The 21,483-nt window shown below is 73.1% G+C and carries 17 protein-coding genes and 1 riboswitch; of the genes, 8 read left to right on the top strand and 9 right to left on the bottom strand.

The features are described 5' to 3' along the window. Positions 1-8: 8 nt before the first annotated feature. Positions 9-1,397, top strand: a complete 1,389-nt coding sequence (pdxR, locus tag ACZ3I3_RS05620; protein WP_467362843.1) for a MocR-like pyridoxine biosynthesis transcription factor PdxR — start codon at positions 9-11, stop codon at positions 1,395-1,397. Positions 1,398-1,445: 48 nt separating this feature from the next. Next, on the top strand, positions 1,446-1,913 hold the full coding sequence (locus tag ACZ3I3_RS05615; RefSeq protein ID WP_467362841.1) for a carboxymuconolactone decarboxylase family protein: 468 nt from the start codon (positions 1,446-1,448) through the stop codon (positions 1,911-1,913). A gap of 72 nt (positions 1,914-1,985) precedes the next feature. Here ACZ3I3_RS05615 and ACZ3I3_RS05610 read toward each other — a convergent pair whose 3' ends face one another. The 7 genes from ACZ3I3_RS05610 to ACZ3I3_RS05580 all read right to left on the bottom strand — a co-directional run bounded on the left by ACZ3I3_RS05610 (position 1,986) and on the right by ACZ3I3_RS05580 (position 11,090). After that, on the bottom strand, positions 1,986-2,786 hold the full coding sequence (locus tag ACZ3I3_RS05610; protein WP_467362839.1) for an aminotransferase class IV: 801 nt from the start codon (positions 2,784-2,786) through the stop codon (positions 1,986-1,988). Positions 2,787-2,797: 11 nt separating this feature from the next. Continuing rightward, positions 2,798-3,976, bottom strand: coding sequence for an FAD-dependent monooxygenase (locus ACZ3I3_RS05605; RefSeq protein WP_467362837.1), 1,179 nt, complete (start codon positions 3,974-3,976; stop codon positions 2,798-2,800). After that, positions 3,973-5,532 (bottom strand): class I adenylate-forming enzyme family protein, encoded by a 1,560-nt coding sequence (locus ACZ3I3_RS05600; protein WP_467362835.1) that lies wholly within the window; start codon positions 5,530-5,532, stop codon positions 3,973-3,975. Before ACZ3I3_RS05600 ends, ACZ3I3_RS05605 begins: the two co-directional genes overlap by 4 nt. Before the next feature lie 95 nt (positions 5,533-5,627). Continuing rightward, positions 5,628-7,151, bottom strand: a complete 1,524-nt coding sequence (locus tag ACZ3I3_RS05595) for an AMP-binding protein (RefSeq protein WP_467362833.1) — start codon at positions 7,149-7,151, stop codon at positions 5,628-5,630. Next, positions 7,148-9,547: an aminodeoxychorismate synthase component I gene (pabB, locus tag ACZ3I3_RS05590; RefSeq protein ID WP_467362831.1), complete on the bottom strand. Its 2,400-nt coding sequence runs from the start codon at positions 9,545-9,547 to the stop codon at positions 7,148-7,150. Before pabB ends, ACZ3I3_RS05595 begins: the two co-directional genes overlap by 4 nt. A 30-nt stretch (positions 9,548-9,577) precedes the next feature. Continuing rightward, positions 9,578-10,192 carry an antibiotic biosynthesis monooxygenase gene (locus ACZ3I3_RS05585; RefSeq protein WP_467362829.1) on the bottom strand — a complete coding sequence of 205 codons (615 nt, stop codon included), beginning with the start codon at positions 10,190-10,192 and terminating at the stop codon, positions 9,578-9,580. A 43-nt stretch (positions 10,193-10,235) separates the two neighbouring features. After that, entirely contained in the window at positions 10,236-11,090 is an 855-nt protein-coding gene (locus ACZ3I3_RS05580) for a DMT family protein (RefSeq protein ID WP_467363361.1), read from the bottom strand. Positions 11,091-11,234: 144 nt separating this feature from the next. Here ACZ3I3_RS05580 and ACZ3I3_RS05575 point away from each other — a divergent pair, with 144 nt between their 5' ends. From ACZ3I3_RS05575 to ACZ3I3_RS05550, 6 genes are all read left to right on the top strand, one after another. Then, a complete protein-coding gene (locus ACZ3I3_RS05575; RefSeq protein WP_467362827.1) occupies positions 11,235-11,594 on the top strand; it encodes a hypothetical protein in 360 nt (119 codons plus the stop codon). Between the two features lie 14 nt (positions 11,595-11,608). After that, positions 11,609-12,790, top strand: a complete 1,182-nt coding sequence (locus ACZ3I3_RS05570; protein ID WP_467362826.1) for a glutathionylspermidine synthase family protein — start codon at positions 11,609-11,611, stop codon at positions 12,788-12,790. A gap of 173 nt (positions 12,791-12,963) precedes the next feature. Continuing rightward, on the top strand, positions 12,964-15,732 hold the full coding sequence (locus ACZ3I3_RS05565) for an alpha/beta hydrolase (RefSeq protein WP_467362824.1): 2,769 nt from the start codon (positions 12,964-12,966) through the stop codon (positions 15,730-15,732). A 122-nt stretch (positions 15,733-15,854) separates the two neighbouring features. Further along, positions 15,855-15,941, top strand: a riboswitch (ZMP/ZTP riboswitch). Next, positions 15,941-17,422 carry a glycine hydroxymethyltransferase gene (locus ACZ3I3_RS05560; RefSeq protein WP_356927862.1) on the top strand — a complete coding sequence of 494 codons (1,482 nt, stop codon included), beginning with the start codon at positions 15,941-15,943 and terminating at the stop codon, positions 17,420-17,422. (Overlaps the previous riboswitch by 1 nt.) A 126-nt stretch (positions 17,423-17,548) precedes the next feature. After that, complete coding sequence (gene trpS / locus ACZ3I3_RS05555) at positions 17,549-18,562, top strand: tryptophan--tRNA ligase (RefSeq protein ID WP_467362821.1); 1,014 nt, start codon at positions 17,549-17,551, stop codon at positions 18,560-18,562. Between the two features lie 141 nt (positions 18,563-18,703). Next, the gene (locus tag ACZ3I3_RS05550) at positions 18,704-19,282 is read left to right on the top strand and encodes a 2'-5' RNA ligase family protein (protein ID WP_467362819.1); all 579 of its coding nucleotides are present in this window, start codon (positions 18,704-18,706) and stop codon (positions 19,280-19,282) included. Between the two features lie 12 nt (positions 19,283-19,294). Here the strand turns inward: ACZ3I3_RS05550 and ACZ3I3_RS05545 are convergent, their stop codons facing one another. Then, entirely contained in the window at positions 19,295-20,050 is a 756-nt protein-coding gene (locus ACZ3I3_RS05545) for a decaprenylphospho-beta-D-erythro-pentofuranosid-2-ulose 2-reductase (protein WP_467362817.1), read from the bottom strand. Positions 20,051-20,069: 19 nt separating this feature from the next. Beyond that, positions 20,070-21,452, bottom strand: coding sequence for an FAD-binding protein (locus ACZ3I3_RS05540; RefSeq protein ID WP_467362815.1), 1,383 nt, complete (start codon positions 21,450-21,452; stop codon positions 20,070-20,072). Between the last annotated feature and the right edge of the window lie 31 nt (positions 21,453-21,483).

The raw sequence follows: 21,483 nt of genomic DNA, 5'->3' as shown, positions 1-21,483 counted from the left end.
CCACTTTCATGGCGGATCAATGGGCCACTCTGGGCATCGACCTGCACCTGGAGCCGACCGGCCCGGGCCTGCGGCGGGGGTTGACCGACGCCCTGCGCGAGGCGGTGCGCTCGGGCCGGCTGGCCCCCGGCACCCGGCTGCCCTCCTCCCGAGCGCTCGCCGCCGACCTGGGCATCGCCCGCAACACGGTCGCCGACGCCTATGCCGACCTGGTCGCCGAGGGCTGGCTCACCGCCCGCCAGGGCTCGGGGACCCGGGTCGCCGACCGGACGGTGGTCCCGCCGGCCGGCGCGGCACCCCACGCCCGCGCACGCAGCCGCCCCGTCTACGACCTGCGCCCCGGCAGCCCCGACCTCGCGTCCTTCCCGCGCGCGCAGTGGCTCAAGGCGGCCCGCCGCGCCCTCACCGCGGCCCCCTACGACGCGCTGGACTACGGCGACCCCCGTGGCCGCCCCGAGCTGCGGGCCGCCCTCGCCGGCTACCTCTCCCGGGCCCGGGGCGTGCGCGCCGACCCCGAACGGATCGTGGTGTGCGCGGGGTTCGCGCACGGCCTGAAGCTGCTCGGCACGGTCCTGCGGGCGCGCGGGGCACGGACGGTCGCCGTCGAGTCGTACGGGCTCGATGTGCACCGGAGGATCCTGGCGGCGTCCGGCCTGCGCACGGTCCCGCTGCCCTTCGACCGGCTGGGCACCGACCCCGGCGCGTTGTCCGCCGCCGACGCGGTCCTCCTCACCCCCGCCCACCAGTTCCCCATGGGTGTTCCCCTGCACCGCGACCGCCGCGCGGCCGTCGTGGACTGGGCGCGCCGCACCGGCGGGCTGGTCCTGGAGGACGACTACGACGGAGAGTTCCGCTACGACCGTCAGCCCGTGGGCGCGCTCCAGGGCCTGGACCCCGACCGGGTGGTCTATCTGGGCACGGCGAGCAAGTCCCTGGCCCCCGGGCTGCGGCTGGCCTGGATGGTGCTGCCGCCGGGCCTCGCGGAGGAGACCACCGAGGCCAAGGGCGGGATCGAGATCTGCGGGGTGCTGGACCAGCTGACCCTGACCGAGTTCCTCACGTCCGGGGCCTACGACCGCCATCTCCGCGCGACCCGCCTGCGCTACCGGCGCCGCCGCGACGCCCTGGTCGACGCCGTCGCGGCCCGGGCCCCAGAGGCCCGCGTCACCGGCATAGCGGCCGGGCTGCACGTCCTGCTGCGGCTGCCGCCCGGCACCGAGCAGTCGGTGGTCCAGGCGGCCCACTGGCAGGGCCTGGCGGTCCACGGACTCACCCGCTACCGGCACGCCGCCGCGCTCGCCGAGCCCGCCGACGCCCTCGTCGTCGGCTACGGGACACCGCCGGACCACGCGTGGTCGGGGGCGCTGGACGCGCTGTGCGCGGTACTGCCCGGATAATCGCGCGAATTACCCTCGGGAATGCCGTTCAGCGGATATGGTCACCCCATGAGTGAAAGTATTTCCCCGTCCCGCGTGGCCCTGAAGAAAATAACGCCCGACGTCTCCGCCGCGATGGGCTCCCTGCATGCCGCAGCCGTTTCCGCGGCCCAGGACGCCAAAATCGAACCGGAACTGCTGGAACTGGTCAGGATCCGCGCCTCGCAGATCAACGGCTGCGCGTTCTGCATCGACATGCACACCAGGGACGCCCGCGGCCGAGGCGAGACCGAGCAGCGCATCTACGCCCTGAACGCCTGGCGGGAGACGCCCTTCTTCACCGAACGCGAGCGTGCGGCACTGGCGTTGACCGAGGCGGTGACGCTCGTCCACGACGGCCACGTCCCGGACGCGGTGTACGCCGAGGCGGCCGGAGTCTTCGACGAGAACCAGATCGCGGCGCTCATCTGGTCGGCCACCGTCATCAACGCGTACAACCGGATCGCGATAGCGACGCGTATGGCGCCGAAGAGCTGAAAAAACAGAATTGAAGCAGTCATGGAAAAACGCGCCGGGTCGAATTCGACCCGGCGTCGCCATTTCCTCGGATCAGTCGGCCGGCAGCGGCTCCATGAGGCCGTCCAGCCACCTCCGCCATTCCCCGGCCCGCTGAGCCGGAGGCACCCGCATCGGCCGCCCGACCCAGCCCGTCACGGGCCGGATCCCGTGCAGCGCGTTCACCAGCCACACCTCCCGGCCGTCCAGCTCGGCCACCGTCCGCTCCCGGTGCGCGATCCGGATCCCGGACCGCAGCGCCCGCTCCTGGATCAGCCCGGCCGTCACCCCCGGCAGGACGGGCAGCCGGGGCGGGGGCAGACACAGGGTGTCGTCCTCCCACCACAGCACGCTGGCCGTGGCCGACTCCAGCACCGTGCCCGAGGGCGCGATCAGCACCGCCTCCTCCGCGCCCTCGCCGGACGCCCGGCGGCGCACCCGGGCCAGAGTGTCCAGGTCCGGGCCCTTGCGGCGGGGCACGGTCCGCGGATCGGACTGGCCCGCCGCCCACAGCCGCACCTGCGTGCCGAGCGGCGGAGCGGGCCGCAGCAGCAGCCGCAACTCCAGGGAACCCGCCGCGAGTTCCACCCGAGGGAACCAGTCGCCCGTGCGCGGCAGTACGGCGGTCACGTCCTGCCAGAACGCGTCGAGCCGGCGCGGCTCAGGCCCGCCGCAGTCACCGCAGGCCCGCCCGAACCGCTCCCGGTGCCGGTCATAGGCCCGCACCCGGCCCCCGCGCACCAGCCACGAGTCCGCGACGAGCAGCCGCCCCCCGCCCACCTGGTCCGGGGCCGGAGCCAGGCCACGGCCGTGCGCCCACGTCCACAGGCCTTCCGCCACCGCCGGTGTCGTCACCCACACCCTCCTCAGTACTTGCGTCCCGCGACGGCCGGTGCCCCGTGCCGGGGCCCGTACGGCGCGTGCTCCAGCCACGACCCGCACCACGGCAGCACCGGCGCCAGGGCCGCCGCCGTCCGCTGCCTGACCCGGACGATCCGCCGGCGCGGCCGCAGATGGTCCAGGGCGGCACCCGCGGCGGCACTGTTGAACAGGGCCGCCGCCCGCCGCACCTCCGCGAACCCGGCGACCGCCTCGCCGGTCCCCGCGGCGATCGCCTCGGCGGCGGCGGCCGCGTCCGCGATCCCGCTGTTCATGCCGCGTGCCCCGAACGGCGGGAAGAGATGCGCCGCCTCGCCGGCCAGCAGCACCCGCCGGTGGGGATCGGTGAACGACGCCGCCACCTTGCGCAGGAAGCGGTACGTCGACACCCACAGGATCCGCTCGCCGTAGCCGTCCCCGACGACCGAGGGCAGCCAGCGCCGTACGGCCTCCTCGGTGCCGAACTCCTCCGGCCGGTCGTCGTCCCGGCACTGGAGGTCGACCTGGAAGCCCCCCGTGAACGGCACCCGCATCACACTGCGTCCGCCCACCCCGGGATGCTCGTAGTGGAAGACCCGCTCCAGCGGCAGCTCCGCGCCCGGCACGTCGCCGACGTCGACGACGACGTGGAAGCCCTCGCCGTGCGTGCCCTCCAGGGCGATGCCCAGCTCGCGCCGGACCGCGGAGCGGGCCCCGTCGGCGGCGATCGCGAACGCGCCGGTCCACACCCGCCCGTCCTCACCGGTCAGCCGGACCTCCGTCTCGCCGGTGCTCACGCCCGTCACCCGCGCGCCCCACACGAACTCCACCCCGGCCTCCGCGCAGGCCGCGCGCAGGAACCGCTCGGTGTCCGTCTGACGCAGGCTGGTGAAGGGCGGCGGACCGGACGGGGGCGGGAACGTGCGGGAGTACACCTCACGTCCCCGGTAGAGGGTGCGCCTGGTGTGCCAGGTCCGGCCGTACGAGGTGATCTCGGCCGCGAGGCCGGGCCGCATCGCGTCCAGCAGGCCGAGGGTCTCCCGGTGCACGAACAGGGCCCGGCTGCCCGGCCGTTCACGGTCCTCCGGCTCCGCCTCCAGCAGGACGGCCGGCAGCCCGTGCGCCCGCAGCGCCAGAGCCGCCGACAGGCCCACGGGACCGGCGCCCACGACCAGGACCGGCGTCATGCCCGGGCCCCTTCGGTGAGCATCCGGGCGATCTCCACCCGCTTCACCTTCCACGTCGCGGTCATCGGCAGGTCCTCGAACCGCCACTGCCGCGGTTCGGCCAGCGCCGGCAGCCCTGCCGTGGCCCGCCGCCAGCGCTCCGGGTCCAGGGGCCGCTCGCCGCGCACGCACACCACCGGCACCGGCTCCCGGTCCGCGCCCGGCACGATGACGACCTCGCGCAGCTCCTCCAGCCGGGACATCAGCGCGTCCTCGACCTCCAGATTGCTGTGCACGGCGTCGATCTGATCCACCTCACGGTCGATCAGGTACAGCGCGCCCAGACGGCTCCGGTAGCCCATGTCGCCCATCTCCCACCAGCCGTCGGTGAGCTGACGGTCGTAGCGCTCCGGCATGCCGAGGTAGGTGAGGATCCGGCCCCGGGTACGGGCCTCGATCCGGCCCGGGGTGCCGGGCGGGACCCGCCCGCCCCCGGCGTCGGTGACCCGGACGCGGGTGAAGCCGGGTATCCCGACCCCGACCCGGCGGCCGTCCGCGCGGGCCGCACTGCGCCGCGTCACCACCTGGAACGCCACCGGGCCCGTCTCGCTCTGCCCGTACAGCTGGACCAGCCAGGGCGTACGGCGCCGCGAGGCGCCCAGCAGCCGCCGGACGGTGCGCGGATGGATCGCGTCGAACGTGGAGCCGTACGCCCGCACCCGGGACAGCGGGGCGCCGGGCGCGTCGGCCAGTTCCTCCCACAGCACGAACGTGTTGGGGTGCGTCTCCACGATGCCGGGCCGGTGCCGGACCAGCAGCGGGCCCACCGCGGCCGGGTCCGGGTCGGTGATCAGCACGAGCGGGCTGCCGAAGTGCAGCAGGACGCCGAGCAGATGGTAGAAGCGCGAGTGCACGAACGACATGTGCAGCGCCGCCGGCTCGCCCCGCGTGGGCCAGCCCATCGCCTGCTGCGGCACCAGCCGGTTCCACATGGTGTGCGCGCAGTGCACGGCCAGCTTGGGGACGCCGGTGGTGCCCGAACTGTGGGTGATCAGGGCGGGTTCGCGGGGGTGCAGCCGGACCGGCGGGGGAGGCTCGGCGCCCGCGTACTTCGCCAGGGGTTCCGCCCCGGCCGCGTCGTCCACGCAGAGCGTCCGCCGCACGAGCCCGGACAGGGCGAGTTCCTTCAGGCCGTCCAGGGTGGCGCTGTCGGTGATCAGCCAGGGCCGGCGCAGCCGTTCGAGCAGCTGCCCTGCCACGGCGGGGGCCAGCGCGGGCGACAGCAGCACGGGCACGGCACCGATCCGCGCGACGGCACAGGTCAGCAGCATGATGTCGACGTTGTCCGCCTTGTGCACGACGACCTGCTCCGAGGGCCGAACCCCGGCCTCCCAGAGCCGGCCGGACAGGTCCTCGACCAGGTCGGCCAGCACGGTGTAGCTCAGGTCGACCCCGAGGGCCGGAGCGACGTCCAGCGGCCGGTCCAGGGTGACGAAGACGGCCCCGTGCCGGTCGGCCGCACGCCGGAAGACCGGTCCGAGATAGAAGCCGCGGTCCGTGAACAGGGGTGCTCGCATGCGGTCGTTCCTCTCTACGGGGTTCGCCGGGCGCCTCTCCGCGGGGCTCGCCGGGCGCCCCTCCACCGGGTTCACCGGGCGCCCCTCCACGGGGTTCACCACGCGCCCCGTCGCACCAGATGGCGGCGCAGCTTCCCGGTCGGGGTGCGCGGCAGCGACGGGACGAAGCTGACGCTGCGGGGGACCTTGAACGCGGCGAGGCTCTCCCGCGCGAGGCCGATGAGCTCGTCCGCCAGGCCGTCCCGCACCGGCGCGGCGGGGACCACGAAGGCCCGCAGCCGGCTCGCGCCCCGCCCGTCGGGCACGGCCGCGACCACCACCTCCCGCACCGCCGGATGGCCGCGCAACACGGCCTCCACCTCCAGCGGCGAGACGGTGATGCCGCCGACCATCTCCATGTCGTCGGCCCGCCCCAGATGCCGGAAGGAGCCGTCCGGTTCGCGGCACGCCCGGTCGCGGGTGGCCAGCCAGCCGCCGACGAGGGTCCGGGCGGTCTCCTCCGGCCGGTTCAGATAGCCGGGCGTCACCGTCGGCCCGCGCACCCACATCTCGCCCTCCTCGCCGTCCGGCACCGGGTGGCCGTCCCCCTCCCGCAGCTCCACCTCGAAGCCGGGCACGGGACGGCCGACCGTCCCCGGGTGGTTGTGGGCGAAACCGTTGGCGCAGAACGCGTGACCGGCCTCCGTGGAGCCGATCTGCTCCAGCACGGGCGCGCCGAGCAGCGAAGTCACCTGCTTGGCGAGCCCCTCGGGCAGCCCCTCGCCGGCCGACACCGCGGCCCGCACCGAGGCGAAGCAGCCCTCGTGCCCGTGACCCCGCTCGGCCACCAGCGCGGCGTACGCGGACGGCACGGAGTACAGCAGCGTCACCCGGTGCCGGGCGACGAGTTCGTCGAGGATCGCCGGGGTGGGGCGCCGGTCCACCAGCACCGCGGACGAGCCGGAGAACAGCGGGAAGACGAAGGCGTTGCCGAAGCCGTAGGCGAAGAACAGCTTCGACACCGACAGGGTGACGTCCTCCGCGGTGATCCGCAGCACCCGCCGGCCGACGAGGTCGTGGTACGTCCGCGGATCGCCGTGCGTGTGCACGACGCCCTTGGGGCGGCCCGTGGTGCCGGAGGTGTACTGGACGTAGAGCGGGGTGTGCGCGTCGGCCTGGTGGGCGGGCGCGGGCCCGGCGGCGGGGGCGAGCGCCATCAGCTGGTCGGCGCCCAGGCGGGCCCGTCCGGCGAACCGCTCCTCCAGACCCGGCCCCGTCACACAGAGCACGGCCCCGGTGTCCTCGGCCAGGAAGGCGTGGTCGGCCGCGGGGAGTTCGGGGTTGACCAGGACCGCGACGGCGCCGAGACGAGCGGTGGCGAGGAAGGCCGTCACCCAGGCGAGGGAGTCGGGCAGCGCCAGCAGCACACGGTCCCCGGGCCGTACCCCGTGCCCGGCGAGCACGGTGGCGGCCCGGGCCGAGAGGTCGTGCACCTCGCCGTGGGTCCAGGCCCGGTGCCCCTGGTGGAAGGCGGTCCGTCCGCTCCACCCGCGCCGCTCGGCGAGTTCCGCGAGCTGGGCCGCGAGGTTCCCGGGCGCCTCGGCCTCGGCGGGGTGCAGCAGGGCTTGCGGACTGGTCATCGCCGTGCCTCCTCGGCGGCCCCGGCCCGCTCTCCCGGCGAGGCCTGTCGCCGGATCCGGTCGGCCTTGTGCTGGTGCAGGGCCCGCATCGGGGCCGCGGTCTTGAGCAGCATCTCCTCGTACTCCGCGTCCGGATCGGAGCCGAGGACGATCGCCCCGCCCGCGCCCAGATGCATCCGGCCGTCGGCGAACACGGCCGTACGGATGACGATGCTGAGGTCCGCGCCGCCGCCGCACCCGAAGTAACCGAGGGCGCCCGAGTACACGCCCCGGGCCTCGGACTCCAGCGAGTCGATGATCTCCAGCGTGCGCAGCTTCGGCGCGCCGGTCATCGAACCGCCGGGGAAGCAGGCCCGGACACAGTCCACCGCGTCCGTGTCCGCCCGCAGCCTGCCCCGCACGGTCGAGACGAGCTGGTGCACGGTGGCGTACGTCTCCGTGGCCATGAGCTTGGAGACCCGCACCGAGCCCGTCCGGCACACCTGCCCCAGGTCATTGCGGAGCAGATCGACGATCATCAGGTTCTCGGCCCTGGTCTTGGCGTCCGACGCCAGCGCGTCCCGCAGCCGGGCGTCCTCCTGCGGCCCCTCGCCCCTCGGCGCGGTCCCCTTGATCGGCTTGGCCTCGGCGGTGCCGTCCCGTCCGATCCGCAGGAACCGCTCGGGCGAGGACCCGGCCACCTCCAGCTCCCCGAACCTCAGGAACGCCGCGTACGGGGCCGGGTTGTCGCGGCGCAGCGTCCGGTAGAACTCCAGCGCGTCGGGCGGAGCGGGCAGCCGGGCGGCGTTGGTCAGGCAGACCTCGTAACTGGTGCCCGCGCGCAACTCCCGTTTGCACGCCTCGATGTCCGCGAGATACGTCGCCCGGTCGCGCACCAGCCACGGCTCGGCGGCGCCGGGGTCCGCCGGGGCGGGTGGCACGGGCAGGGGCGGCCGCTGTGTCGCCACGCACGTGAGGTCGGCCAGCGCGCTCTCCAGCCAGTCGGCGGCCTCCCGCGCGGCCTGCGGGGTGTCCTCCGCGAGGCAGACGGCGTACGTGAAGCCCTCCTGGTGGTCCACCGCGATCACCCGGTCGGCGAACAGCCAGGCGGCGTCCGGGACGGGGGAGCGGTGCCGGTTGGGCGACCCGCAGTCCGCCTTCACCTCGTAGCCGAAGTAGCCGACGTACCCTCCGGTGAAGTCGAACGGCAGCCCGGTCGCGTCCACGCGGCGGCTGCTCAACTGCCGCTTGAGGTAGTCGAAGACACTGGCCGCGACCTTCCTCACCGGCCGCCCGGCCCGCTCGATCTCACAGCGCCCGGTCTCGACGTCGTACCGCACGAACTCGGCGAGCGGCCCGCTGCCGTCCCCGAAGAACGAGAACCGCGACCGCCCCGGCTCCACGAGTGAACTGTCCAGCCAGAACGCCCGCGGCGCCCCCGCGTACATCCGCCCGAACGCCGCCTCGGCGTCCACGGCCCCGGCGATCCGCCGACTGTGCAGCCGGTACCCGACCCGGTGAGGCCGGCGGGGCCGGGGGATGGTGGCGGCGGGAGGGGCGCCGGCGCCGGAGGGGCCGGGGGTTCCAGCACCCCCGGACGGACCGGCGCCGGAGGACGACACAACCCCTTCGGACGGCGCACCCCCGCCCGACTCCCCGCCCCCGGCTTCAGACGCAGTCGCCCCGTGGCCCGGGACCACCGCCCGGGCCGCAGCCGCAGACCCACGGTCCGCTGCCGGTGACAGCGACACCCCCGCCTCGCACTCGGGTACCGCCACCCGGCGCCGGACCGCCTCCGGGGACGGCACCGCCGTGTTCTTCGTGCGCAGCTTGCCGGCCCGCTTCGCGGTCAGGTTGCGGAAGTTCACGAGCATGCGGTGGCCGAACTCCGTGAGGACGGACTCCGGGTGGAACTGCACGCCCCACAGCGGCCGCGTCCGGTGCCGCAGGCCCATCAGGACGCCGTCCTCCGCCCAGGCCGTGGCCTCCAGCATCTCCGGCAGCGGTTCGCGCACGGACAGCGAGTGGTAGCGGACTGCGGTGAAGTTCTGCGGCAGGCCCTCGAACAGATCGCGCTCGTCATGCCGGATCGTCGAGAGATGCCCGTGCCGCGGCTCCGGCGCGGGCCCCACCACCCCCCGCTCCCCGAGCGCGATCCCCTGATGGCCCAGACACACGCCGAGCACGGGAACCGGGGAGGTCGCGACCAGCCTGGCCGCGATGCCGAAGTCACGCGCGTCCGCCGGGTGTCCGGGCCCCGGGGACACCACCAGGTTGTCGAACTCCCGGAGATCCGGCACCCCGTCGGCGGCGGCGTCGTTGCGGACGACCACCGGCTCCTCGCCGTTGACCTCGGCGATCAGCTGGAACAGGTTGTACGTGTACGAGTCGTAATTGTCGATGAGCAGGGTCTTCACCCGCCCACCTCCCTCTGTTCGTTCGCGGGCCTACATGGCCCGGCGTTTGTGCCGACCGCGGAGCGCCTGGAGCGACGGGTACAGCCATTTCCTGAAGAAACGCTGGAGCCGCGGCATGAGAATCCAGGTGACAAGGGCCGTCACGCACAGGCATAACAACAGCGTGCGGAACAGTGCATTGAGGTCACCGAGATAGGGAAGCACCGTCAGATTGAACAGGAGCACCGGTGGGAAAACCGCGCTCATATTCACGAACCACAGTTTCCATTTCGACGGCGGAGCCGGTGGCGCGGGTGTCAGAGTCTGCGCCTCGAACCAGGCCCGGGCGCCCCGCACCCGCCTGCGCGCCGTCTCCTGGGCGAGCCCTTCCAGCCGGGCGTCCCACTGTGCCCGGGAGGGCGATTTCTCCCAGGCCAGGGCCGAACCCTCGCTGGCGAAGCGATAGACGACATGCCACTCCGCATCTCCGTCGACAAGTACCCCACCCCCCAGAAACCCCGGTTGCCGCGCGGTAGCGCCCAGCATGGCCCACCCCCAGGAGTGGAAGTCGGCCGCACGGCCCGGCGTCACGCGATAGGCCACGGTGACCGTGACGGGATTACTGGTCACGCCGTCCCATACGGAAAGCGGTTCACCCGCGTTCAAGATTCAACAAACAATTTTCCGATCGTCCGGAACGTGAAGCTTTTCAGTAGGTGGGAAACCCCTCGACCTGCGGCCTCTCCTCCTGCTCGACCGGCGCCTCCCCGAACCGCGACAGCGCCAGCGCCCCGGCCACCGCCACCGCGAAACCCAGCACCGCCGGCCACCCCAGCCCGGGCCGCGTGCGGTCCCCGAGCCACACCACGCCGATCAGCGCGGGCCCGACCGTCTCCCCGAGCACCAGCCCGGCGGTCGCGGTGGTCACCGACCCGCGCTGGAGGGCGGAGGTCAGCAACAGGAACGCGGCCCCGCCGCCGAGCAGCAGCGCGTACACCGCCGGGTTCGTGACGAGCGCACCGGGCGTCAGCCCGTCGATCAGCCGCACCGCCACCTCCACCACCCCGAACCCCAGCCCGGCACCCAGCCCGAGCGCGAGCGCCCGCCCCCGCTCCGGCAGCCGCCCTCCCGCCGCCCCGAGCAGCAGCACTCCGCCCGCCGCAGCGAGCATCGCCCACTTCAGCCAGACCGGTCCGCCCTCGTCGCCCTCCGCCCCGGACGCCAGACCCAGCAACGCGAGCCCGGCGCACACGACCCCCACCGCCGCCCACTCCCCACGGCTCAGCCGCACCCTGAGCAGCCCCGCCGCCACCACGGCCGTCACGGCGAGACTCGCGGCCAGCGCCGCCCCCACGGCGTAGATCGGCACCGACCGCAGCGCGACGATCTGGAGCAGGAAGCCGAGCCCGTCCATCCCGAGCCCGACCAGATACCGCCACTGCCGCAACGCCCGCCACAACAGCGCCACGTCCCCGCCCGGGCCGCCCGCCACCGCCCGCGCGGCCATCGCCTGCAACACCGTCGCCGTACCGAAGCAGACCGCCGCACCAAGGGCGCACACCATTCCAAAAATCACAAAACGACAGTAGGGGAGGGGGCGTGAGCCAGGGGCCCGTGCGCGCCCGCTCACACCGGTCTCTAGGCTGACCGCTCGGCAGTACATGACAGGAACACGCGGTACACGACGGGGACACGGGGAGACACACGCATGGCTGAAACACGGCGGCGACTGCGCTCGAGCACGGTGGTGCTGGGCGGCATGGGGGTCCTCGCGGCGGCCCTGTCCGCGTGCGGCTCCGAGCCGGACCGCCGCTGCGTGGACCAGGACAGCTACGACTACATCAACGGCTACAAGATCGTCGCCGACAAGAACTGCGCGTCCGGCTCCTCGTCCTCCTCGTACGGCAAGAGCCGCAAGAAGACCGGCAGGACCACCACCACGGACGCCGACTGGTACTACGACGCCGACGTCAGCGGCCGCTACGCCGACAACGGCACCTTCAGCCGCAGCGAGGCCGTCGACCGGGGCGGCTTCGGCTGCTCGGGCTCCGGCAGCGGCGGCGGCTGACCGGGGTCGTACGCATGGAACGCCACACCATCACCCCCCGCCCCGGCTGGCAGCAGACCGTCGAGGAACAGGGCCTGATCTATCCCCTGACCCGCTACCCCGACGACACCCTGCGCCCCTACTGGGACGAAAGCGCCTACTACGTCTTCACCCTCCCGGAGATCGAGGCCCTGGAGGAGGTCGTCGAGGAACTCCACCGCATGTGCCTGGCGGCGGCCGACCACATCGTCACGGAGGACCGCTTCGCGGACCTGGGCATCACCGACCCGCGCCTGGCCCGCACGGTCGCCGAGTCCTGGCACCGGCGCGCCGAACTCCCCTCCGTCTACGGCCGTTTCGACCTCCGCTACGACGGCACCGGTCCGGCCAAACTCCTGGAGTACAACGCCGACACTCCCACCTCACTGGTGGAGGCCGCGTCCCCCCAGTGGTTCTGGATGGAGGACCGCTTCCCCGGCGCCGACCAGTGGAACTCCCTCCACGAACGCCTGATCGACGCCTGGCGGAAACAGACCGCCCTGCTCCCGCCGGGCAGCCCCCTGTACTTCGCGTACTCCTCCGCCGACGAACTCGGCGAGGACATGATGACGGTCGCCTACCTCAAGGAAACGGCCGAGCAGGCAGGCCTGGCCACCGACTGGATCTCCATGGAGGAGATCGGCTGGGACCGCCTCTCCGGCCGCTTCGTCGACAACCGCCTCCGCTTCATCCGCAGCATCTTCAAGCTCTACCCCTGGGAGTGGCTCACCACCGACCGCTTCGCCGACCACGTCCTGGACACCCTGGACAACGGCGGCGGCACGGGCACGACCCTCTGGATCGAGCCGGCCTGGAAGATGCTCCTCAGCAACAAGGCGCTCCTGGCCGTCCTGTGGGAGCTGTACCCCGGCCATCCCAACCTCCTCCCGGCCTACTTGGACGGCCCCCGGGACCTGCCCGCGAAGGGCTGGGTGGCCAAGCCCCTCCTGGGCCGAGAGGGTGCCGGCGTCACGATCCACGAGCCCGGTTCCCCTCCCACCCTCCGCGACGAACCCTGCTGCTACCAGCAACTGGCCCCCCTGCCCGACTTCGACGGCAACCGGGTGGTCCTGGGCGCATGGGTGGTGGAGAACGAGTCGGCGGGCCTGGGCATCCGCGAGAGCTCTGGCTTGATCACGGATGAATACGCCCGCTTCCTGCCGCACGTGATCCTGTAGGGCTCCCGCAGTTGTCGGAGACCGATCGGCCGCACTGGCTTGATCGCATCCCTCGCCCGCTCCGGGCGTCTCCTCACAGACAACCCACAGACTCCCCGCCCCCGTCCTCTGTGACGCGAGAGACGCCCGGGACCGACGGGACGTCTGCGCACGGGGTTTTGAGGAGAGGATCATTGATCCATGCCCGGCGAATATGTGTGACCGCCGTGGCGGTGCTGGCGGCCCTGGCGGGCTCGCCCGGACTGGCACAGGCTGAACAGTCCCGAGAACCGGGGCTGTTGAGCGCGATGGACGACAACCCCCTTCCGCCCGGGTGGCGGATCGGCGGGGAGGGCGGGGCGCGCGAGCTGGTCTGGCGTGCGCCGAAGGCCGTGCCGATGGGAGACGCGCGGGTCGAGTTCCGTACCGGGGACCGGCTGCTCGGGGTGCCGAAGCCGGCGCGGGACGGGCGGACCTTCCGGCTCCCCGTCGGCGAGGCGCGGCCCGAGCAGCTGACGGACCTCCAAGTGACGGCCGCGGGGCGTCGGCTGGACGCGTCGGCCGATGACGAGCACAGGTCCGGCTCGGGCGTGGCACGGATGCCCGCGCAGGCGCCGGCGAACGGCGTTGACCCGGGCAAGCCCGGCTCGTACCGCACGGTCGCCGGGGAGTACGACCTCGCTCCGGTGCGCCTGCCCGGGTTCGACACCCCGGTGGAGATGACCGCCAAGGTGGTGGCGCCGAAGGGCGCCACCGGCAGCCGGCCGCTCGCGCTGTTCCTCCACGGCCGCCATAGCACCTGCTACAAGCCGGGCTCCGAGGACGACGTGACCGGCGACTGGCCCTGCGCGGACGGCCACAAGCCGATCCCGAGCCACCGGGGCTACCTGCGCGACCAGCGACTGCTGGCCTCGCAGGGCTATGTGACGGTGTCGATCTCGGCGAACGGCATCAACGCCCAGGACTGGGAGGCCGAGGACGCCGGTGCGCAGGCGCGTTCCTCGCTGGTACGGCAGCACCTCGCCCGCTGGGCCGACTGGACCGCCCATCGCTCCTCCGCCCCGGCCGTCGTGCGCAAGGCGGCGAAGGCGGACCTCTCCCGCGTCCTGCTCGTCGGCCACTCGCGCGGTGGCGAGGGCGTCAACCGGGCCGCCATGGACAGCCTCTACCCGCCGCCGGCCGCCGAGGACGGCTACCGGGGCCCGGTGCGCTGGAAGGTGCGCGGGGCTGTGCTCATCGGACCGACGATCTTCGGCCAGAATCCAGTCGCCGACGTGCCGTCCGTGACGCTGCTGCCGGGCTGCGACGGCGACGTGTCGGACCTGCAGGGCGAGGCCTTCGTCGACGGGACCCGCGGGATCAGCCGGGGCACGGCACTGCACAGCGCGGTCTACATGATCGGCGCCAACCACAACTACTTCAACAGCGAGTGGACCCCGGGCGAGGCCGTCGCACCGGCCAATGACGACTTCGGGACCGACCCCGATCAGCCGGACCCGGTCTGCACGCCGGGTGCCGCGACCCGGCTGACCGCCGTCCAGCAGCACAAGGCGGGCGCCACGTACATCGCCGCGGCGGCCCGGCTCTTCCTGGCCGGGGACGATCGGGTGCGTCCGCTGCTGGACGGTTCCGGCAAGCGGGCCCCGTCCGCGGGCCCGGCCCGGGTGCTGACCCACGCGGTCGGCGGCCGCCGCAACGGTGGTTTCCTGCCGGACGGCGGGGCGAAGGTGAGCGGCGCCCGGCTGTGTTCGGCGATCGACCCCGACCCGGCCGTGGCCTGTCTGGACCCGGAGACCCCCGGATCGTCACCGCACTTCGCGTCGTGGGAGACGGAAAGGGAGACCGGCCGCAGCGCGGTGGACCTGAAGTGGTCCGCGCCGGGCCGGACCGCGCGTGTCACTCCGGCCAAGCCGCTCTCCCTCCGCGGCTCCCAGAAGCTCGCGCTCCGGATCTTCGTACCGCCGAACACGACCGGCACGAAGTTCGACGTGTCCGTCACCGACTCCGCCAACCGTCGGGTGAGGCTGGGCTCGGTCCGGGTGGACGGCCTCCCGGGCTCCGAGAACTCCGCCTCCTACTGGGCTCAGGAGCTGCGCGTCCCGCTGTCGGCGGCGACCCGGGCCGGGCTCGATCTCAGGCATGTCAAGTCCCTTGAGCTGAAGCCCCGTTCGCGGTCCGGGCGGGCCTGGCTGATGGACGCCTGGGGCTGGGCGCCGGGCACTCCCGCGGTGAAGGCGGCCGCACTGCCGCGTGTCGACGTGGGCCGCACGATCGTCAAGGAGGGCGACTCGGGCACCCGCACCTACCGGATCCCGGTCGAGATCTCCGGGCACGGCAGCGGGCGGGTCCGCGTGTACGTCCTCGACCCGGACAGCGGCCGGGCCGAGAACCGCCTCGTGACCGTACGGCCCGGCAGCCACGCGATCGACGTGCCGGTCGAGGTGAAGGGCGACACGGCCTATGGCGACGACGTGGACCACGACATCGCCGTCAAGGCCGTCCGGGGCGCCGTCGTCGGCAAGCACCGGGGCGGGCTCACCGTCGAGAACGACGACCCCGCGCCGGTGATCACCCTGTCGCCGGTCGCGGACCGGGTGACCGAGGGAGAGACGCTGACCTGGCGGTTGTCCGTGGAGGAGCCCACGGCGGTGGACCTCTGGGAGCCGGTGCGGGTGCTTCCGGTCACCGAGGGCGCCGAGCTGTCCACCAAGGACGTGGACCCGCAGTGGCTCGAGGACTGGTCCGGTGACGTGCCCGACCCCGAGCGCCCGCTGTCCGACGCGAACCTGTGGGTGTGGCTGAACATCCCGCCCGGGAGCACCAGCGTGGACTTCGTCGTGCCGACCGTGCGGGACCAGGCGGCAGAGCCGGCCGAGTCGATGCGCCTCGCACTGACCGACAGAAACGCCGAGCCGCTGCCCGACAAGCCGGTGCTGACGGGGACGGTGCTCGACAGGCACTAGGAGGGGTGAGCAAAGTCCCGCCTGCCCCGCGACGCCCGGCACGCTCCCCGACCAGAGCACGCACCGGACGCCGCGGGGCCCACCCGGCAGATGCTCCCCCACCCCCTCACCCGGTACCCTGATCCACGGGCCGTGACTGGCGCGCTGGGATGGGACGAACCATCGGGGAGCGGCCCGAGCAGAGAGAGCCGTGCGCCTGGGCCGTACCGTGAACGCTGAACGCAACGTCCGGAGGTCCCACATGCCAGCCGAGCCCCTCTCCACCGCTTCCACCGCCTACCGCGCCGCCCTCGACGTCATCCGCGCCGTCGAGCCGCGCGTAGCCGACGCGATCGGCCAGGAGGTCGCCGACCAGCGCGAGATGCTCAAGCTGATCGCCTCGGAGAACTACGCCTCCCCGGCCACGCTGCTGGCGATGGGCAACTGGTTCAGCGACAAGTACGCCGAGGGCACCATCGGCCGCCGCTTCTACGCCGGCTGCCGCAACGTCGACACCGTCGAGTCCCTCGCCGCCGAGCACGCCAAGGAACTCTTCGGCGCCCGCCACGCCTACGTCCAGCCGCACTCCGGCATCGACGCCAACCTCGTCGCCTTCTGGTCGGTCCTCGCCCAGCGCGTCGAGGTCCCGGCCCTGGAGAAGGCCGGCGCCCGCCAGGTCAACGACCTCTCCGAGGCCGACTGGGCGGAGCTGCGCCGCGCCTTCGGCAACCAGCGCATGCTCGGCATGTCCCTGGACGCCGGCGGCCACCTCACCCACGGCTTCCGTCCGAACATCTCCGGCAAGATGTTCGACCAGCGCTCCTACGGCACGGACCCGGCCACCGGCCTCATCGACTACGAGGCCCTGCGCACCTCGGCCCGCGAGTTCAAGCCGCTGATCATCGTCGCGGGCTACTCGGCCTACCCCCGCCTGGTGAACTTCCGGATCATGCGCGAGATCGCCGACGAGGTCGGCGCGACCCTCATGGTCGACATGGCGCACTTCGCCGGCCTGGTCGCGGGCAAGGTCCTCACCGGCGACTTCGACCCGGTCCCGCACGCCCAGATCGTGACGACGACCACTCACAAGTCGCTGCGCGGCCCCCGCGGCGGCATGGTCCTGTGCGACGACTCGCTCAAGGACCAGGTCGACCGCGGCTGCCCGATGGTCCTCGGCGGCCCGCTCCCGCACGTCATGGCCGCCAAGGCCGTCGCCCTCGCGGAGGCCCGCCAGGAGTCCTTCCGCGACTACGCCCAGCGCATCGTCGACAACTCCCGCGCCCTGGCCGAGGGCCTGATGCGCCGCGGCGCGACCCTGGTGACCGGCGGCACGGACAACCACCTGAACCTGATCGACGTCGCCTCCTCCTACGGCCTCACCGGCCGCCAGGCCGAGGCCGCGCTGCTCGACTCGGGCATCGTCACCAACCGCAACGCGATCCCCGCCGACCCGAACGGCGCCTGGTACACCTCCGGCATCCGCATCGGCACCCCGGCCCTGACCACCCGCGGCCTCGGCACGGCGGAGATGGACGAGGTCGCGGCCCTGATCGACCGCGTCCTCACCACCACGGAGCCGGGCACCACCAAGTCGGGCGCCCCCTCGAAGGCGGCCCACGTCCTCGACGCGAAGATCGCCGACGAGATCAGCCACCGCGCGACGGACCTCGTGGCCGCCTTTCCGCTGTACCCCGAGATCGACCTCGGCTGAAGCGCCCCATAAGGGGGGCGGGGCCGCATCGATGTGCGGCTCCGCCGCGGGGCGCGACCAGCCACAACGGGTCCGCGGTTCCCCACCCGCCGAAACCACCCACGGCCCTCTGAGACAATAAGCAGCATGGCCTCTGACCGACCCCGCGTGCTCTCCGGAATCCAGCCCACCGCAGGCTCGTTCCACCTCGGCAACTACCTCGGCGCCGTCCGCCAGTGGGTGGCCCTCCAGGAGACCCACGACGCGTTCTACATGGTCGTCGACCTGCACGCGATCACCATCCCGCAGGACCCGAAGGACCTGCGTGCGAACACGCGCCTGGCCGCCGCCCAGCTGCTCGCCGCGGGTCTCGACCCGGACCGCTGCACGCTCTTCGTCCAGAGCCACGTCCCCGAGCACGCCCAGCTCGCCTGGATCATGAACTGCCTCACCGGCTTCGGCGAGGCCGGCCGGATGACCCAGTTCAAGGACAAGGCCGCCAAGCAGGGCGCCGAGCGCGCCTCCGTCGGCCTGTTCACGTATCCGATCCTCCAGGTCGCGGACATCCTGCTCTACCAGGCGCACGAGGTCCCGGTCGGCGAGGACCAGCGCCAGCACGTCGAGCTCACCCGCGACCTCGCGGAGCGCTTCAACGGCCGTTTCGGCCCGATCTTCACCGTGCCGAAGCCGTACATCCTCCGGGAGACGGCGAAGATCTACGACCTTCAGGACCCGTCGATCAAGATGAGCAAGTCGGCGTCCACGCCGAAGGGCCTCATCAACCTCCTCGACGAGCCGAAGGCCACCGCCAAGAAGGTCAAGAGCGCCGTCACGGACACCGACACGGTGATCCGCTACGACGCCGAGAACAAGCCGGGCATCAGCAACCTCCTCACGATCTACTCGACCCTCACCGGCGAGACCATCGGCGAGCTGGAGGAGAAGTACACCGGCAAGATGTACGGCGCGCTCAAGACGGACCTCGCCGAGATCATGGTCGACTTCGTCACGCCGTTCCGGGAGCGCACCCAGCAGTACCTGGACGACCCGGAGACGCTCGACTCGATCCTCGCCAAGGGCGCCGAGAAGGCCCGCGCAGTCGCCGCGGAGACCCTCGCGCAGGCGTACGACAAGGTCGGCTTCCTGCCCGCCAAGCACTGAACCCGCTCCCGCGCACAGCCGTACCACCGCACAGCGCTGTACATCACTTCCGTTGCGCCTGCCTGGAACCGGGTCGTGGCCGTACAGTCGATAACCGGGTGGTCGTATCAGCGACCCGCAAACTTAACGACAGGAGACGACGTGGGGACCGTAACGATCGGTGTCTCGATCGCGGTCCCGGAGCCTCACGGCAGCGAGCTCCAGCAGCTGCGCGCGGGCTTCGGCGACGCCGCGGCTCACGGCATCCCCACGCACGTCACCCTGCTGCCGCCGACGGAGATCGACGAGTCCGCCCTGCCGGCCGTCGAGGCGCATCTGGCCGAGGTCGCCGCGGCCGGCCGGCCGTTCCCGATGCGGCTGTCGGGGACCGGCACGTTCCGGCCCCTGTCCCCGGTCGTCTTCGTCCGGGTCGTCTCGGGCGCGGAGTCCTGCACCCGGCTCCAGGAGCAGGTCCGCGACCCCGCCGGGCCGGCCGCACGCGAACTGCAGTTCCCGTACCACCCCCACGTCACCGTGGCGCACGGCATCGAGGAAGCGGCGATGGACCGCGCCTTCGAGGAACTCGCCGGCTACGAGGCCGAGTGGCCGTGCACCGCCTTCGCCCTCTACGAACAGGGTGCCGACGGCGTCTGGCGCAAGCTGCGCGAGTTCCCCTTCGGCGGCTCGGTGGTGCCCCCGCAGACCGGCCGCGTGGAGCGCGGCTCGGTCCCCACCCGCTGATCCGCTCGCGGATCAGACGGGCAGCCGCCGGAACACCCCGCGCGGCAGGTGCCGCAGCGCCGCCATCACCACGCGCAGCGCGCCCGGCACCCACACCGTCTCCGAGCGGCGCCGCAGCCCCAGCTCCACGGCCGTCGCCACCGCCTCGGGCGTGGTCGCCAGCGGCGCCTCGGGCAGCCCGGCGGTCATCCGCGTCCGCACGAAGCCGGGGCGGACGACCATGACGTGCACGCCCGTGCCGTGCAGCGCGTCGCCCAGGCCCTGCGCGAAGGCGTCGAGGCCGGCCTTGCTGGAGCCGTAGATGAAATTGGCGCGGCGGGCCCGCTCGCCCGCGACGGAGGACATCACGACCAGCGAGCCGTGCCCCTGGGACTGGAGCGCGCGGGCGCACACCAGGCCCGCCGAGACCGCGCCGGTGTAGTTGGTCTGCGCGACCCGCACCGCCGCCTCCGGGTCGCGTTCGTCGCGGGCCTGGTCGCCGAGGAGGCCGAAGGCGAGCAGCACCATGTCGATGTCGCCCTCGGCGAAGACCTTGCCCAGCACGGCCTCGTGGGAGGTGGGGTCGAGCGCGTCGAAGGCGACGGTGTGCACGTCCGCCCCGAGCCCCCGCAACTGCCCGGCGGCCTCCTCTAGGGCGGGTGACGGGCGGCCGGCCAGCCAGACCGTGCGGGTGCGGCGGGCGATCAGCCGGCGGGCGGTGGCCAGCGCGATCTCGGACGTACCGCCGAGGACGAGCAGGGACTGGGGGAGACCGAAGGCGTCCTTCATGACAGCTCCTAGGGATCGCTCAGAGATGGAGGCGGCGGGCCAGGTCGGACACGAACACCCCGTGCGGGTCCAGCTCGGCGCGCAGGGCACGGAAGTCGTCCAGGCGCGGGTACATGGCCGCGAGCAGTTCCGGGCGCAGCCGGGCGTCCTTGGCGAGGTAGACCCGTCCGCCCGCGGCGGCCACCTCCTCGTCGAGCTCGTCGAGGAACGCGCCGAGGCCCGGCAGGCCCGCCGGAATGTCCAGCGCCAGCGTCCAGCCGGGCACCGGGAAGGACAGCCAGCCCGGGTCGGACTCACCGAAGCGCTTGAGGACGGCCAGGAAGGACGGGCAGCGGCGTTCGGAGATCCGGCGCACGATGCGGCGCAGGGCGTCCTCCCGGCCGTAGCCGACGACGAACTGGTACTGCACGAAACCGCCCCGGCCGTAGACGCGGTTCCAGTGCGGCACGCCGTCCAGAGGGTGGAAGAAGGCGGAGATCCGCTGGAGTTGGCCGATCCGCGCACGGGGGGCCTTGCGGTACCAGAGCTCGTTGAACAGGCCCACGGTCGTGCGGGTGAGCAGGCCCTCGGGGAGGACCGAGGGGGCGGACGGCAAGCGGGAGGTGCGGAAGGACAGCGGGTCCCGGCGCAGGCGGGCGGGGAGGGCGTCCAGGGGCGCGTGGTCGCCGCGGGTGAGGACCGCGCGGCCGGTGGCGGCGCCCCGGGCCAGCAGGTCGATCCAGGCGACCGAGTAGCGGTAGCGGTGGTCGGTGGCCGCCAGCCGGGCCATCAGGTCGTCCAGGTCCGTCGCCCGTTCGGTGTCGACCGACATCAGCGAGGACTCCACCGGCTGGAGCCGGATCGTCGCGGTGAGGATGACCCCGGTCAGGCCCATGCCGCCGGCGGTCGCGTCGAAGAGCGGCGTGCCGGGGATCACCGTGTGGATCTCGCCGTCCGCGGTGAGCAGTTCGAGGGCGAGCACGTGCCGCGCGAAGGAGCCCGAGACGTGGTGGTTCTTGCCGTGGATGTCGGCGCCGATCGCCCCGCCGACGGTGACGTAGCGGGTGCCGGGGGTGACCGGCACGAACCAGCCGAGCGGCAGCAGCACCTCCATCAGCCGGTGCAGGGAGACGCCCGCGTCGCACAGCACGGTGCCGCCGTCGGCGTCGATCGCGTGCACGCGGTCCAGGCCCGTCATGTCGAGCACGGACCCGCCCGCGTTCTGCGCCGCGTCCCCGTACGCCCGTCCCAGGCCCCGGGGGATCCCGCCGCGGGCCCCGCAGTCGCGGACGGCCGCCGCGGCCTCCTCGTACGTCCGCGGACGGATCAGCCGGGCGGCGGTGGGAGCGGTGCGGCCCCAGCCGGTGACGGTGGTGTGGTCCAGGCCCATGACGTCCGGGTCGGAATCGGTGTCGGCAGACATGTCCGTGACCGTATCGCCCCTGTGTGAGCTA

Source organism: Streptomyces sp. NPDC016851 (assembly GCF_055562795.1).
The sequence above is the reverse complement of the archived record's forward strand: the minus strand, read 5'-3'. Positions and strand labels throughout refer to the sequence as shown.